Annotated in this window: 15 protein-coding genes; 2 read left to right on the forward strand and 13 right to left on the reverse strand. The window is 35.6% G+C overall.

Features of this window, described 5'->3' with window-relative positions:
- Nucleotides 1-137: 137 nt before the first annotated feature.
- Nucleotides 138-602 (reverse strand): XRE family transcriptional regulator XdrA, encoded by a 465-nt coding sequence (gene xdrA / locus MUA88_RS07200; RefSeq protein WP_262603500.1) that lies wholly within the window; start codon nucleotides 600-602, stop codon nucleotides 138-140.
- Nucleotides 603-1,132: 530 nt separating this feature from the next.
- Nucleotides 1,133-2,419: a dicarboxylate/amino acid:cation symporter gene (locus MUA88_RS07205; protein ID WP_262603501.1), complete on the reverse strand. Its 1,287-nt coding sequence runs from the start codon at nucleotides 2,417-2,419 to the stop codon at nucleotides 1,133-1,135.
- Nucleotides 2,420-2,676: 257 nt separating this feature from the next.
- On the opposite strand from MUA88_RS07205, the gene MUA88_RS07210 reads away from it, so the two are divergent.
- Nucleotides 2,677-3,546: a cation diffusion facilitator family transporter gene (locus MUA88_RS07210; protein WP_262603502.1), complete on the forward strand. Its 870-nt coding sequence runs from the start codon at nucleotides 2,677-2,679 to the stop codon at nucleotides 3,544-3,546.
- A 51-nt stretch (nucleotides 3,547-3,597) separates the two neighbouring features.
- Here the strand turns inward: MUA88_RS07210 and MUA88_RS07215 are convergent, their stop codons facing one another.
- Nucleotides 3,598-4,224, reverse strand: a complete 627-nt coding sequence (locus tag MUA88_RS07215) for a response regulator (RefSeq protein WP_262603503.1) — start codon at nucleotides 4,222-4,224, stop codon at nucleotides 3,598-3,600.
- 1 nt (nucleotide 4,225) lies between these two features.
- Complete coding sequence (locus tag MUA88_RS07220) at nucleotides 4,226-5,353, reverse strand: GAF domain-containing sensor histidine kinase (protein ID WP_262605313.1); 1,128 nt, start codon at nucleotides 5,351-5,353, stop codon at nucleotides 4,226-4,228.
- Nucleotides 5,354-5,476: 123 nt separating this feature from the next.
- On the opposite strand from MUA88_RS07220, the gene MUA88_RS07225 reads away from it, so the two are divergent.
- Nucleotides 5,477-6,304, forward strand: coding sequence for an RluA family pseudouridine synthase (locus MUA88_RS07225; RefSeq protein ID WP_262605314.1), 828 nt, complete (start codon nucleotides 5,477-5,479; stop codon nucleotides 6,302-6,304).
- A gap of 49 nt (nucleotides 6,305-6,353) precedes the next feature.
- Here MUA88_RS07225 and MUA88_RS07230 read toward each other — a convergent pair whose 3' ends face one another.
- The 9 genes from MUA88_RS07230 to queG form a co-directional block, all read right to left on the reverse strand.
- Nucleotides 6,354-8,513: an RNA degradosome polyphosphate kinase gene (locus MUA88_RS07230; RefSeq protein ID WP_262605315.1), complete on the reverse strand. Its 2,160-nt coding sequence runs from the start codon at nucleotides 8,511-8,513 to the stop codon at nucleotides 6,354-6,356.
- A gap of 398 nt (nucleotides 8,514-8,911) precedes the next feature.
- The gene (ppx, locus tag MUA88_RS07235; protein WP_262605316.1) at nucleotides 8,912-10,438 is read right to left on the reverse strand and encodes an exopolyphosphatase; all 1,527 of its coding nucleotides are present in this window, start codon (nucleotides 10,436-10,438) and stop codon (nucleotides 8,912-8,914) included.
- A gap of 21 nt (nucleotides 10,439-10,459) precedes the next feature.
- Nucleotides 10,460-11,845, reverse strand: a complete 1,386-nt coding sequence (gene fumC, locus MUA88_RS07240; RefSeq protein ID WP_262603508.1) for a class II fumarate hydratase — start codon at nucleotides 11,843-11,845, stop codon at nucleotides 10,460-10,462.
- Nucleotides 11,846-12,026: 181 nt separating this feature from the next.
- Nucleotides 12,027-12,431, reverse strand: a complete 405-nt coding sequence (locus tag MUA88_RS07245) for a hypothetical protein (protein WP_262603509.1) — start codon at nucleotides 12,429-12,431, stop codon at nucleotides 12,027-12,029.
- A gap of 366 nt (nucleotides 12,432-12,797) precedes the next feature.
- Nucleotides 12,798-12,956, reverse strand: coding sequence for an SAS053 family DNA gyrase inhibitor (locus tag MUA88_RS07250; protein WP_262603510.1), 159 nt, complete (start codon nucleotides 12,954-12,956; stop codon nucleotides 12,798-12,800).
- A gap of 18 nt (nucleotides 12,957-12,974) precedes the next feature.
- Nucleotides 12,975-13,574, reverse strand: a complete 600-nt coding sequence (locus MUA88_RS07255; RefSeq protein ID WP_262603511.1) for a 6-phosphogluconolactonase — start codon at nucleotides 13,572-13,574, stop codon at nucleotides 12,975-12,977.
- A 26-nt stretch (nucleotides 13,575-13,600) separates the two neighbouring features.
- Nucleotides 13,601-14,773 carry an N-acetylglucosamine-6-phosphate deacetylase gene (nagA, locus tag MUA88_RS07260; protein ID WP_262605317.1) on the reverse strand — a complete coding sequence of 391 codons (1,173 nt, stop codon included), beginning with the start codon at nucleotides 14,771-14,773 and terminating at the stop codon, nucleotides 13,601-13,603.
- Nucleotides 14,774-14,793: 20 nt separating this feature from the next.
- The gene (gene trmL, locus MUA88_RS07265; RefSeq protein ID WP_262605318.1) at nucleotides 14,794-15,264 is read right to left on the reverse strand and encodes a tRNA (uridine(34)/cytosine(34)/5-carboxymethylaminomethyluridine(34)-2'-O)-methyltransferase TrmL; all 471 of its coding nucleotides are present in this window, start codon (nucleotides 15,262-15,264) and stop codon (nucleotides 14,794-14,796) included.
- Entirely contained in the window at nucleotides 15,264-16,394 is a 1,131-nt protein-coding gene (gene queG, locus MUA88_RS07270; RefSeq protein WP_262605952.1) for a tRNA epoxyqueuosine(34) reductase QueG, read from the reverse strand. The genes trmL and queG overlap by 1 nt, the downstream gene beginning before the upstream one ends.
- Nucleotides 16,395-16,601 lie beyond the last annotated feature (207 nt).

The following is a 16,601-nucleotide window of genomic DNA, read 5'->3' on the forward strand; positions in this document are numbered from 1 at the left end:
ATTGGAATGAGAATTTCATTAGTTATTTAAATTTTGAATAGCTTTTTTCATTACAGTGATTCAAATATAGATTTCAAATAAAAAAAGCTGCAACATCTTAAAATGTCACAGCCCTAAATCTTTTCTATCTTAAATGCTTATGCACGGATTAAATCATCTTTAGCATAACGTTGAAAATATGTTTCTGCTTCTCTTTGTTTTGCTGTACCGAAAATCGGTTGTTTGTCTGAATCTAGCACACGGTATAATTCACTTACTTTATTTGCTTGTAAAATGTAGCCACCACGTGTTGAGATTGTTTCCCAATAAATATCACTTACTGTTGAATATTTTGGGTATGCTGCTTGATTACGAGAGATTGTTTGAACAATTTCTAGAGGGTCACAACCAAACGTACTATTCAAAACTTCTGAATCTCTGAATAAGGCACAGATTGAAACACATGTTGTCCAGTTTGGCAATACGCGTTCTTTTTCAATTTGAACTAATGTCTTTTTAGAAAGCCCAATTGTTTGTGCCATTGTATCTTGTGTGTACCCCGCTTCGATACGCACCATTTTAAATTTTGCTTGAATTAAATCCGTAAAACTTTGTCTATCCATTTATTATTACGACCTTTCTTAAAGTGAATTTCCTCCGTACACAAGAAATTGCAATTATACACATTTCTTGAAACACAAATTACATATTAATACATATAGAAGTAAATGAAAAGGGCGATTTAAGTAAATTTTGTAAAACATTAAAAGGCGAAATAGTCGAAAAACTTACACGTCATCCTTAAAACTTCTTAATACCACTTTGTTTTTAATATACCCTTTTATAAATTAATTACACCACAGTATTTTACCATATTTTACTTGACTAAACCGTTTCTATCCTAATTTTTTAAAAGTGGTACCAATGAAATTTAAAAAAGATGAAAGTTTATCACTTGGAATTTGAAAAATTATCATACTTAACTGAAATATTTTAGAAATAAATCAAATGATAGAAAGTATGTTAATCATGTTATTTCAACTGAATTCCTAAAATCTGAACATCCCTATTAATCTAAAATAATAAAAAACTCCTTATTAAACCGTTTTTCATAAATCAAACAGATTAATAAGGAGTATATTATATTAAATGATTACTCAGCGTGCATATGTCCTTTAAGTTTACGTCCTTCATGTTCTGATAGGATTAACGCACATGCTGCATCACCTGTAATGTTAACAGCCGTACGTGTCATATCTAGAAGACGGTCGATACCTAAAATAATACCAATTGCAGCAGGATTTAAGTCAACGGCAGTCAATACCATGGCTAACATGATAAGACCAACACCTGGCACCCCTGCTGTACCAACTGATGCGATAACTGCAATGACAACGACAGTTACTAATTGGCCAATTGTTAAGTCAGCACCCATTAACTGCGCGATAAAGATTGTAGCAACCCCTTGCATGATGGCTGTACCATCCATGTTGATAGTTGCACCCAACGGTTGAACGAATGATGCGATTTCGGGTTTTACACCCATTCTCTTCGTACATTCCATTGAAACAGGTAAGGCTGCATTAGAACTAGAGCCCCCAAATCCAACCGTAATGGCTGGTAAGAATCCTTTGAAAAATTCAATAGGACTTCTTTTAGCAAGGAATTTCACAGCACCACCATAAACGACAAAGAAGTGTATAAATAATGCTGCGAGAACCACAATGAAGTATAAGCCTAATTGTTGAATTGCTCCAAAACCAGCGCCTGTAAACGCATGTGCCACTAAACCAAATGTTCCAATTGGTGCGAAAACGCTCATCACCATTGAAATAATATACATGAGCACTTCGTTGAGTTGGTCAAAAAATTTATGTACAACTTTTGCTTTCTCACCAACCATCATAATACCAATACCGATAAAGATGGCAAATGTGATAATTTGAAGCATATTCCCTTCTGTCATAGCTTGAACAGCATTTTTAGGGAAGAAATTAATAACAGTTTGATCAAATGTTTGGTTAAACGGTGAATCTTCTGCATTTTTTTGCGCAGTCAATTCTTTTTGATACGCTGTAACTTCTTCACTCTTCAATAATTCTGAATGTCCTGCACCCGGTTTGACAATAATTGCAAGACACATCGCTAAAATGATTGCCAATGCAGTTGTTGATAGGAAGAAAACTAAGGTCTTAAGCCCAATTCCGCCTAATAACTTTGGATCACCAACACCAATAACACCTAATACAATAGATACAAAAACAACAGGTACCACTAGCATAAAGATCAGATTCAAAAAGACTTGACCAATTAAGTTAAAAACATATTGGTCTAAAAAAGTAACAAACTTGGCACCTTCATAAAAGTTAAATATTGAGCCAATCGTAATCCCTAAGACAAGTGCGATGATTATTTTAACAGTAAGCCCCTTAAATTTCATGATTCAATTCATCCCTTTCCATATACAAGAATTTTTCACATCAAATTCAACTTCAACTAACAACACGTATTTTCTGATGCGATAAGCTTGATATATCCCCTCTATATCTTAAATTTTAGCTTATATTTAATTATAGTCTGAAAATTAATAATTTTGCAATAGTGTTTTTAATTATACAGATAATATTTTCCTTGTATACATATAAAATGGTATAATTAAATTTAAACATTTCTTTCAAACTTTCGAGGTGCACAGACATGCAATTGGATAACAAAATCACACAAGCTAAAAAAGGGGCTTGGCTTAGTATTGTCACCTATACTCTGCTCACAATACTAAAAGTTTTATACGGCTGGCTCGCAGATAGCCGCGGTTTAACAGCGGATGGTATTAACAACGCAACGGACGTCATTAGTTCTATCGCTATTCTAGTCGCACTTCACATCTCGATGAAACCAGTGGATGAAAACCATCCATATGGCCACTATCGTTCGGAATTCATTGCATCACTCATTGCTTCGTTCATTATGTTTGCGGTGAGTATTCAAGTAATTGTTACGGGGATCCAACATTTTTATCAAGGACAGTTTCGACAACCAAGTGAATCAGCTGTTATCGTAGGGATTATTTCAAGTGTTATCATGTTTGCAGTCTTTCTCTATAATCACAACTTATCTAAAAGGGTAAAAAGTAGTGCCTTAAAAGCAGCAAGTTATGATAATTTATCTGATGCACTTGTATCACTTGGTACAGTCATTGGAATTATTGGAGTATACCTAGGTGCGCCAATGTTGGATACATTGGCTGCGATTATTATTGGTCTCTTAATTATGAAAACCAGCATTGATATTTTTAAAGAAACAGCTGTAACGTTGACAGATGGTTATGATGAGGATCAGTTGTCATACATAAGAGAATGTATTGAACCGATAGAAGACATTCAAGAAATACGTGATATTAAAGCAAGAAGTCATGGAATGATTTCATTTATCGATGTGACCATCGCTGTAAATCCAAATCTTACAGTCGTTGAAAGCCATGAAATTTCAGATTTAGTAGAGTCAAAACTAAAAGAACATTTAGGTGAAGTTGAGACGATTGTACATATAGAACCTTATTATCAATAAAACAAGCCCCTTAAAAAGTGATTGACACTTTTTAGGGGGCTAATTATTTCCTCAAATCAAATGATTGCTCATAGCATATAATGCTGCCTGAGTACGATCTGTTACTTCAAGCTTCGACAGAATATGACTGACATGCGTTTTAATCGTTTTTTCTGACACAAAGAGTACATCCGCAATTTCTTTATTTGTCTTCCCTTTCGCCATTTCTTTTAATACTTCTGTTTCACGCTTAGAGAGCTTATTCTGAACGTGGGGTTTATTATTGACGACTTCCATCACTTGTTGGGCATCTTTATGAATCACTGTTTGACCATCTATGACGTGTTGGATGGATTGGATCAACTGCTCTGGCTCAACGTCTTTCATTTCGTAGCCATCTGCACCACCTTGCATGGCAGAGATAACATGTTCTTCATCTACAAAACTCGTCAATACTAATATTTTAATCATAGGATAATGCGCTTTTAAATGCTTGATAAGCGTAATTCCATTCATTTCTGGCATAACAAGATCGACGAGTATCAGTTCTGGTTCACATGTATGTGCTTGAAGTGCGTCTAACAGCTCTTGCCCAGAACTATAACTCCCCACCACTTCAATCGTTTCTCTTGTTGATAATAAAAATTCAAGTCCTTGTCTGACAATATAATGATCATCAACGATTGCAATCTTAGCCATGTTACATCTCCTCCCAACTATGATGTTTGTATGGGACTTTCACATACAACGTCGTTCCTTCATTATTTGAAATGGTCAATTGCCCTTTTAAAATTTTAACACGCTGTTTGATGTTTAATAAGCCATGGTGCGCACGTTCATCAACAGCTGCAGGATCAAAACCTATCCCGTTATCTTTAATGGTCATTTCAAATTTTTCATCATCTTGGGAAAATGATACAAAGATTTCATCTGTTCCTGCATGTTTTTTTGTATTATTCATAGCTTCTTGTACAATTCGGTAAACATTGGTCTCAATTTTATTTTCTAAGTCAATCAGACCTGAAACAGACACATGTATATCAATACCAATTAATTCAGCATATTGTTTCAAAGCATGTACCAGACCTTTTTCCAGTCCCACTGGCTTCAGTTGCCATATCAATGCTCGCATCTCATTTACCGCATTTTGACTGGTCATTTCTATTTGTGAAAATGCGCGTTTTGATACATCATCTTGTGCCATTTGTCCTGCCGCATGTGCTGTTAACTTCAATGAAAACAACATTTGGTTAACAGAATCGTGCAAATCACGCGCCAAACGATTGCGTTCATTAATGCGTGCCGCTTCTTTTTCCTGATTCGTTAAATCAATACGTTTTATCGCAGAACCAATTTGAAAAGCAACAGACTCTAATAATTCTAAATCTTCATCACTATAATGATCCGTATGAGGTGTTGCGACATTTAAAAGTCCAAATTGTTCTGTTCCTGATTTTAATGGCACCGTCGCATGATGTGTAATGTCTTCAGTTTCTGTCGCAAATTCACGACTTGCTAAATTGATACGAGAGCAATTGATAATATTCGAAGCCTTCGTTAACTTCTTATTATGATACGATTGGACACACCAACAAGTGCCCTCTACCATATACTTGCATTGATGATTGGTTAATGCTTTAGGTAAAGAGCGATGTGCCACTAGCGTATGTTCCCCAGCTTCATCAATAAAGAAAATCCAGCCAGTCGTAAAATCGCTACCATCAATTAAATAATCGAGGGCACCATCCATCATCGACTGCAACTCGGTCTCTTCGTTTAAAAACTCGGCAATTTCTTTTAATAATGCAAGTCGTGTTGGTTTCTCCATCGTCTCATCTCCCCTATTCCTATCATCTGTATTATACATGTTCTCTTTTATTGTGAAAAATATATAGACTGCTCACAAGTCACTCGGTTTTATGTTATGATAGAAAGGCTTAAGGAGGCTACTATGAAGATATTTATCCCTCAACAATTTGACAACATGACATTAAGAGCCATGTTTCAATCTTTAAAATTACCAAAAAAAGAACTACATCAATTGAACATGTCTAAAGAAATTACCATTAATGATGCATCAGCGAATTTAAACACGACTGTGCATACAGGCGATACAGTGGTATTACCGGATACAAATGCTGAAAGTCAATACCTACCAAGTTATCGCTATGCAAATATCGTTTACGAAGATGACTATTTGGCTGTTGTATTGAAACCAAAAGGTGTAAAGACACATCCGAACGACTTAAAAGAAAGCAATACGTTGATGAATCACGTGATTTATACATTGAATTGTCCATATGTAGAACCAATTCACCGTTTAGACCAGGAAACAGTTGGTTTGCTTATCGTGGCAAAAAATCCATTGGTTAAAAAGATTTTAGACCGCATGTTAGAAGATAACGAAATTCACCGTATCTACCGTGCACAAGTCAAAAGTCTTTTACCAATTAAACCGCAAACGATTGATATGCCGATTGGTAAGGATAAGTTCCATCCTAATAAACGTCGTGTATCTCCCACAGGTCAACATGCTGTTACACATATCATCGACTCGGAAATGTTGAAAGAAGGCGTCTGCCAGCTATACGTTAAGTTAGACACTGGCCGTACACATCAAATTCGTGTACACCTCGCAGAAATTGGGCATCCTGTTCTAGGTGACCCACTTTATAGCGATGCAACATTACGTCAATTAAAACTTGAAAGTTACAAAATTGAATTCGTCCATCCATTCACACAAGAAACCATTTCTGTATCATTGGATGATGTAGAATAAGAAAAAAGTTCGCTTTCCCCTATTAAGGTGTTAAGCGAACTTTTTTAATTTATCGTTTTAACTTATTGCGAAATCGATTGACCCAGCCTGTCGCGGCTTTCACAGGTTGCCCTGTTTCAACAATGTTATCTTTTTTTAGTTTAATACCATATGTCATGGCTTCTTCCATTAAATATTCCTGTGCATTTAGTGGTTCAAGTGCATTTTCTACATAATGATACACACCGTAGCGATCTTGGTAACGGCCTTTTTGGTTGTCTGATAATTGTAAGTTCATGTAATCAACCAAACGTTCAGCAATTTGTTTATCCAAGACTGGGAATAAAATTTCAACACGCTTAATCATATTACGCGTCATCATGTCTGCAGAAGATAAGTAAATACGCGCATTTCCATTGTTTTGGAAGTAATAAATACGTGAATGTTCTAGTAAACGGCCAACGATACTCACCACTTCGATATTATCGCTCACGCCTGGAATACCGGGTTTTAAACAACAAATGCCTCTGATGATTAATTGAACTTTCACACCTGCTTGTGATGCTTCAAAAAGCTTTGTAATGAGTGCTTTGTCTGTTAGTGAGTTCATCTTCATCATCATCTTACCATTACCATATTTCTTATGACTCTCTATTTCTTCATCAATACGTTCAATGAATAAATCACGAATTTCATATGGTGCGACAATTAATTCTTGATAATCTGGTTTGATCGAATAACCACTTAAATAATTAAAGAAGTTCATCGCATCTTGTGCAATTTTCTTATTTGTTGTGATGATTCCCATATCTGTATAAAGCTTCGCCGTTTTATCGTTGTAGTTTCCGGTACCTAAATGGACGAATGGTACAAGCTCACCATTGATACGTTTGACAACTAATGTGATTTTACTGTGTGTTTTTAAGTGTGTCATACCATACATCACATGGCATCCCGCATCTTCTAACATACGTGCCCAGTGGACATTATTTTCTTCATCGAAACGTGCTTTTAATTCAACAAGCACTGTGACTTGTTTGCCGTTTTCTGCCGCATTTTTTAATGCTTCAATAATTGGCGAATCACTACTTACACGATATAACGTTTGTTTAATGGCCATTGTATTCGGATCTTCTGATGCTTCTTTAATAAAGTCAACAATTGGATCAAATGACTCGTATGGATGATGGAAGAAAATATCACGTTTCAACGCTAAATCATAGACGTTGTGGTCACCTAACGATTGTGGAACTTGTGGTGTGTATCGTGGGTATTTTAAATCTTTAAGTTTATTAGATAAATGGCCAACAAGTTCAAATACCATCGTTAAATCAAGCGGACCATCTGTATAGTACACATCTTCATGTGAAAGCTCTAATGTGTCTATCAACCAATCCATCTCCAGGTCTTCTTGACCACGATTATCAATTTCTAAACGTACAGCTGCACCACTTTTTCGTTCTTTCAAAAAGCGTTCAATCTCAATAAGTAAATCTTCTGCACCATCTTCATGAATCATTAGGTCCGCATTTCTTGTAATTCTAAAAGTATATGTGTTCAGAATTTCATAGCCTCTAAATAAATATCCCATGAAGAATGTGATAATATCTTCAATTAAGATGATGTATTGCTTATTACCTTCATTGATTGTCGTAAAACGATCGAGCAACGTTGGAATTTGAACAATCGCTGAGTTGACTTCATTCCCCGTATCGACATCAACAAATATATTTAACGTTTTATTGTTCAATTTAGGAAATGGACGATACGCATCAATCCCTAATGGAGTAAGTGTTGGTAAAATTTCATTTAAGAAAATTGTTTCCAAACGTTCAATCAGAGTATCGCTTAATTCATCAGGCTTCGTTAGAAAAACATCATATGCTTTTAATTCATCTATTAATTCATTATAACGATGATATTGAAAGGCAACGTTTTTACGATTTTTACGTTCTATCGCTTTTAATTGTTCAGAAGGTGTCAGCTGAGACTTATTTTCTGGTTTGTCATATCCCATCTTTACCTGGTCTTTAAGACCTGCCACACGCACCATAAAAAATTCATCTAAGTTTGAACTGCCGATTGCAATAAAATTGAGTCTTTCTAACAAAGGATTTGATTTATCACATGCTTCTTGTAGGACACGATAATTGAAATCGAGCCAACTTACTTCTCTATTGTTATAAAAACTAGGATCATTAATATCAATTTTCAAATTATTATTTGTCACTTTTTAATTCCACCTCATTTTATGTGCCTTCTACGATATTGTGATACAAAATTAAGACCTCCGTTGATAACGAAACAGCGCATGTATTCATTACTTTTGCACAAATACATTATTTTTTAACTTTTCAGTCATCTTATGACAAGGACATACAGAAATTGGATCAAACGAGATTTCGATGTTAGCAGAATGAGAGCAGCAATCAAAATTAGTTCAAAAAATGATACAACTGCTCAAAAACCTGCTTCCTAAACACTTACAATTTGTTTCTAAATCATCATTTAAAAATATCCCAATGACTATTATTCATAAATTTTTGTCATAAATGTTCACTGCTTCAACATCAATCTTTATTTTTTCGGCAGTCTTTACATCATCACTGCTTATTTTATATGCAAAAACTATTTTTTTATAAATTGGATGTCCAACTTATTTTTTAAGATTTTTTCAATATGTTTCTTTTGGCGATTTGATTGATAAATCTCTGCAATGGGTTCACCTTGATAATACACACTCAACTCATACGGTTCTGAATCAATATTTAAGCTGAGCTGGTTAACGGTATTTGTATTTGAAATATTTAATGCATTCACAAACTTAATAATACCCCCCAGTGCTTGAATTTCATTCACTTCATCTTCAGTAAACCATTGCGTTTCGTCACTATATTGTTTCAATAAGGATTTGTTCTTGAAACTTGTTAATAACGCAAGTCGAACACGCTCTTTATGAGACAAACCATTAATACTTGAATTCGCAATAATGTAATACGTATGTTGAGAACTAGAATCTGAATCAATGAACTTTCCTAAATAATAAAGATAAGCTGCTTGTAAAAACCGCTGTTTCACAACTGTATCTACGCTTAGTTTCCCCTGTACTTCAAGTTGTTCCAACAATTCTTCCGCTAGTTTTTGTCGCTGTAATGCACCAGTTGGTTCAATTTTGTATTCATTGGCTAAATGACGTAACGCATCTTGTTGTACCTGTTCTTTTTTAAATTCTCCAAGTTTAGACTTGGCAATTTGATGCATGATGAAACCTTCACGAATCCCTTTACGTGAAAATGTAAATGACGTCGCTTGAATCATGTCATATAACACGTTAAAGACGACAACAGCAGGCACGATGATGTCCATACGATCTCGACTTAGACCATCCAAATTGGCCAATTCATCTCGAGAATAAGATTTTAACGTCTCATATACTTGTGATAGATCATCTTGCCCCATTGTATAGCCATGAACACCAGCAATTGGATATTGTCGTAAAGATTGATGAATACGTGCACAGTTACGTGCTGAACCACCAATACCAATTAATGTCACTTTTTTATCAACAATCCATTCTGCCTTACTAAATGATTTTTTGAGAAACTTTTCCATTTTCTTAAGTGCTTCTTTATCATTGTGTGGTTTACCATCAAAGAACATACGCGTTAATGTCACAACACCAAATGGGAAACTAATCGCATGTTTTATTTTTTTATTTTTAAAATAGGTTAATTCCGTAGAACCACCACCGATATCGACAGTGACACCATCTTGAATATCAGTAGTATGTGTTACGGCATAAGAACCATAAAACGCCTCATCTTCTTCAAGGATTAAAATCACATCAATACCGACTTTATTTTTAACAGCTTCCAAAATAGCCTCTCGATTCGTTGACTGACGAATTGCAGCAGTGGCAATCGGATAAAGTGAAGACACATGAAATGCTTCTGCCACTTTTTTAAAACTTTGTAGCGCCGTTATTAAGACGTGAATCCCTTCTTCTTGCATATGTCCTGCATCGTCTAAGTATTGACTTAGACGTGCAGGTGTTTTTATATTTTGAATCTCATTCAGTCCTGTATCATGATCAAACTCAAAAATAACAAGACGTATCGTATTTGATCCAATATCAATTAAACCATTGCGCTCCATACGTATAGGTAGCCTCCTCGATTATTTAGGGTGAACCATATCAGCAGGGCGAATCCATTCTTCAAACTGTTCTTCAGTGAGGTGACCTGATTGAATTGCCGCTTCTTTCAATGTTAATCCTTCTTTATGTGCTTTTTTCGCAATTGATGCTGCATTTTCATAACCGATATGTGGGTTTAATGCTGTTACAAGCATCAATGATTGATTTAAGTAGTTATCGATATGTGATTCGATTGGTTCAATACCTACTGCACAATTTTCATTAAATGTGTTCATACCATCTGCTAATAAGTAAATAGACTGTAATGTGTTATGCAAGATGACTGGTTTAAATACGTTTAATTCAAAGTTACCTTGTGAACTTGAAATACCTACAACTGTATCATTACCCATAACTTGTACAGCAACCATCGTTAACATTTCACATTGTGTTGGGTTGACTTTACCCGGCATGATTGATGAACCTGGCTCATTTTCAGGAATTGAAATTTCTGCTAAACCAGCACGTGGACCTGAAGCTAACCATCTTACGTCATTTGCAATCTTCATTAAGTCACCTGCAAGTGCTTTTAACGTTCCGTGTAATTGCACCACTTCATCATGCGCTGTTAATGCATGGAATTTGTTAGGTGAAGACACAAAAGGATAACCTGTATTTTTTGAAATATTTGCTGCTACTTTGTCACCAAATTCTGGATGTGCATTAATACCTGTTCCTACAGCTGTTCCACCAATTGCTAAATTCAAAATATGTTTTTTAGACTCTGTAAGCAGTTGTTCACATACGTCTAGCATGTAGCGCCAACCACTGATTTCTTCGCCAAGTGTAATTGGTGTTGCATCTTGTAAGTGCGTACGTCCAATTTTAATAATATCTTGATATGCTTCTTCTTTTTTAAGGAACGTATCACGTAAACCTTTTAATGCAGGAACTAACTTTTGTTCAATTTCATGATACAACGCAACGTGCATCGCTGTTGGGAATGTATCATTAGAGCTTTGTGATTTGTTGACGTCATCATTTGGGTGAATTTTTTCATCGCTACCCTTTTCTGATAAATATTCATTCGCAACAAAGCTAACTACTTCGTTTACGTTCATATTACTTTGTGTACCACTACCTGTTTGCCATACAACTAATGGGAAGTGTTCATCTAATTCACCTGCTAAGATACGATCACATGCATAAACGATCGCTTCCTTTTTGGCATCGCTTAACTTACCTAATTCGTTGTTTGCAATCGCAGCTGCACGTTTTAGTTGTGCAAAACCATATACGACTTCGATTGGCATTTTCTCTTTACCAACAGGGAAGTTTTGCTTACTACGCTGTGTTTGCGCACCCCAATATTTATCTCCTGGTACTTCGATTTCTCCAAATGTATCGTGTTCAATTCTTACTGACATTTCATTCGACCCCTTTATATTTAATGTTCATACCTTCAGTTAAATTATAGCATTAAACGAAATATTCATTCAATTGGATGTGGTATTTAAACGATAAAAATTAATGCGCTTTCATAAGTTTACACTAAATAAAAAAAGCATACCTTAAAATGATATCATTTCAAGATATACCCTTTATAGATTATTCTGTTTGATAACGTTGTTTCACTGCTTGAACAACTGCAATTGCCGCTAAAATATATAAAATCATACCGATAGCGACAGAAAGTGGACTTGTTTGAACGAGAATCGCCCAAATACCATTCAAACTTGCATAAAATTGATCTAAATATATGTATAAACCGATTGTAATTGCAATACAACATAGGACACTGATAACAATTCCTTTTTGATTACTATGAATAAATGTATCAGCTGTGACTGTATGATCCACGAGCCCCTTAGACAAATTCAATTGCAATTGTACAACTTTAAACAATACAGGTAAATACAATGTACCGAGTGCTAATGGAAAGCCTTTAATAGAAAGTAAATTGACGACCGTTGATAAAATCAAGAGCGGTACCCAAAATCGATATAATTTCATATTTGTCCCCTATTAATTATTTATAAAGTCCCCATTAGTTTATCACATCTATTCACTAATGATAGTGACAATTTTACAACCATTTTATGAAGACACAATATAATAGCACACAATAAATTCATTCTAACGCTTTTATTAATTCATAAATAAATTCGATATCTCGATATAAGATTGATGACAGTGCGATTAGAATTTATCTAAAACACTTTGGTGAATCTAAACATATGAACGACTGGATGCTTATTTTTGGGTACAGCTATCATCACGATTAACTGCTATGCTCACCACAAAGTTGGACATCAAAAAGAGTAGTATACAATCCTATAAAATCAGGCTGCAAACTACTCCTATTACTTATAAACGCAATTATTCGTCAGTCTCACGATCACTACGAACCGCTTCCTCGTGTGACTGTTCATACTTTTCTTCATCATTTTCTTCAGAGATTTGTTCCATCTCTTTACCTAACTCAACAACTTCATCAAAGCTGTCAACCATGCCATGTTCATTTTCTTGTTTATTCATGACAGTCCCTCCTTATTCTTATGCAAAACGTGCTGAGAAATAAGCTCTAACATCTTCTGGTAAGCCTTGTGCTGCTGCTTCATCTAAAACAACATTGACCATACGATGAGATTTTAAACTTGATGGGACAAATGTTGTACTGCCGTTTTCTTCGTATAACTTACGTACCACTTCAGCTTTTTCAGCACCTGTTAATACAAGAACGATTTCACGTGCCGTTAACACAGCATCATTCATTGGAATACCAATACTTCCATCTGTATCAATTGTCACGACTTGTAACGTTAGCTTACCTTTATTTTCTTTTGTTTTTGCATGATGCTTGATGAATGCTTCTACTTTTTCATCTTCTGGGATTTCGTGAATTTGTTTCTCAGGTACACCTAATGCTTTAAAATATGCATCATTTTTATCATAGTCTAAAATGTGAATTTGACTAAAATCTACCGGATTATTTTCAACATTAATTTGTAAAGCGCCATTAACCGGTGCATCATCATTTTTTAAATGAATCCCTGCAATTGTTGTTGGATTATTGCTAAATTGTTTTCTTAAAATATCTGCTACAAATGTTGCAGCTGTGTTTTGATCTTTGAAAATTTTAAAGTTCATTGCCATCTTCATTCACTCCTCAATTGTGCTTACTATTCGTCCGTATTATTCACTACATACCCTGATTTAATCGTTGTTAAAACATCAATATGGTCATTCACAATAACAATATCGGCATCTTTGCCTTCTGTCAAACTTCCTTTATGAGATAGTATATTCAACGCCTTAGCTTGATTATAACTTGTTACTCGCCATAAATCTTCTAAAGTTGCACCCGTAAAGTCCATTAAGTTGCGTAAACCGTCATTCATTTTTAAAATACTGCCGGCTAAGGCACCACTTGCTAAACGTGCTTCTTTCCCTTTAACAATGACATCTTGTCCACCGAGATCATACGTACCATCTTGTAAACCTTTCGCACGCATGGCATCTGTAATCAGATAAAACGCCTGATTACCTTTCATTCGATAGGCCACATCAACAGCAGCTGGGTGTGCATGAACCCCATCTACAATTAATTCTGTATGTAAAAATGGGTTAGTCCACGCTGCTCCAAATACACCTGGTTCTCTATGTGCAAATGGTGTCGCCGCATTATATAAATGAGTCACATGTTTTGCGCCTAATTTGACCGCTTCATTTGCTTGTTCAAACGTTGCAACTGTATGCCCCATTGAAAAGATAATTTCATTGCTCAGCTCTTTTAACGTTTCTTCAGCACCTTCCACTTCTGGCGCATAAGTCATGATTTTAATTAATCCATTTGCTGTTTTTTGAAAATCATTCACCTGCTCAACAGATGGACGTTGAACAAATACTGGGTTTTGTGCGCCCACTTTATGTTCAGAAATAAACGGTCCTTCCAAATGAACACCAAGAATTTCAGCAGCTGGTTTCGCTGAGTCTTGAGCTTGATTTACATATTTTGATACAGCTTCCAATGCAGAATGAATTGCTGCTTCAGATTGGGTCATCGTAGTCGCAAGATAACTTGTTGTTCCTTCTGATAATAAACCTTCAGAAAGCACTTTTAATCCCTCAGTCGACGCATCCATCACATCCTGTCCATATCCACCATGAATATGAATATCAATGAAACCAGGTAAAATGTGTTGTCCTGTCGCATCTATCACCTCTAAAGGCCCTTCATATGGAAAGTGTTTGATTTGATGAATTTGATTTCCTTTGACAATGATGTGACCGTCTTCTATCATACCATCTTCTGTATAAATAGATCCACCTTGTATGACGTACATCTCAGTCATAACAATCCCTTCTTTTCCAATTATTGTAATCCTGGATAATCTTGTTGACGTAATGCTTCATAAATTAAAATTGCTGCAGTATTAGATAAGTTTAATGCGCGTACATTTTCATTCATCGGTATGCGCAATGCTGTATTTTCATACTTATCTTTAACCCAACTTGGTAAGCCAGTTGTTTCCTTACCAAAAATAAAGTAATGATCCTTATCTCTATCTGAAAAATCTAATGATGTATGATTTTTAGAACCAAATTTTGTTAATAAATAATAGGTACCATTCGTTTTTTCAAAGAATTCTTCAATACTGTCGTAATACGTGATATCAACAAATTTCCAATAATCTAATCCTGCACGACGTAACATCTTATCATCCGTACTGAATCCAAGTGGTCGAATTAAATGTAATTTTGTATCTGTTGCTGCACATGTACGTGCGATATTCCCAGTGTTTGCTGGGATTTCAGGTTGATATAACACAACGTGAATTGTCATTATACTGTTCTCCTCGTTTCTAGTCCCTTTTTCATTTCAACTTGTACTTCTTCAATTTCTGAGTCATACCGTGACATAATATAGTCTTCCGCTTCATCTTCCAAAATTTGCCCAATTGCCCAATAAGCTGTTGCACGTATCATCGGTCTTGGATCATTTTCTGCGACATCTTTAAGTTCAGGAATTGCTTCTCTTTCTTTAAAGTGTGCCAGTGCTAACATCGCATTGCGTTGAATGGGTTTCTTGCCTCGCCATGCGCCTGCAAGATGACCATATGTTTCTTTAAATTCCTTATTGCTCATTTTTAATAATGGAATCAAACGTGGCTTCAATATTTCAGGTTCTAATATAATATCATCCTGTTGTGTATTGATGCCTCTATTTCTTGGACAAACCTGCTGACACGTATCACATCCATAAAGTCGATTGCCGATTTTATAGCGATATTGATCAGGCATATAACCTTTCGTCTGAGTTAGAAAGCTTACACACTTTTGACTATTTAATTGCCCATCTCCCACCAATGCTCCAGTCGGACAACGATCTATACAAATGGTACAGTCTCCACAACTATCCATAATCGGATCGTCTGGAGGGAATGGAATACTTACAAGCATTTCACCTAAATAGGTCCAAGTCCCTAAATCTGGGTTAATGACAAATCCATTACGTCCTGTATAACCAAGTCCAGCGCGTTCAGCCACTGCACGATCAGACAAGACCCCTGTATCTACCATTGACATCATCCCAGCATCAGGGACACGTTCTTTTATATAAGCACTTAACGCATCCAAACGCTTACGCATAATACTGTGATAGTCTTGACCCCATGATGCACGTGCAAAAATACCGCGGCGGTCACCACGTTTACTTTTCGGGGCATCCGGTAATCGATTGGGATAACCCACTGCAATCGCAATAATCGAACGCGCTGAAGACATCGATAACTTAGGGTTCGTTCTCATCTCAATATCTGTAGGTTCAAAACCTGACGCATAGCCCTTCTCATGATATTCAACCAGCTTTTGTTTCAACTCATCAAATGGGTCAGCAGTTGTAAAGCCAATACTATCAATACCAATTGAATGTGCATAGTCAATTACATCTGCTTTCAACTGTGAAACATCCATATTTGTCACCTCTCAAAAGTTACCCTCCTATTTTAACACATTTTGACAGTGGGAACAGAAAACTAATTTTATAAAACCTATCTATCTCGGTATCTTAAGAACTTGATTAAAAAGAACATGAAGATATAATCATTTAAATTCTTAACACATATCCACATAAAAAATCTCAAGCAGACTTTAAAATTTCGTCTAACTTGAGATTCTTTT

Source organism: Staphylococcus sp. IVB6240 (assembly GCF_025558425.1).
Lineage (GTDB): Bacteria > Bacillota > Bacilli > Staphylococcales > Staphylococcaceae > Staphylococcus.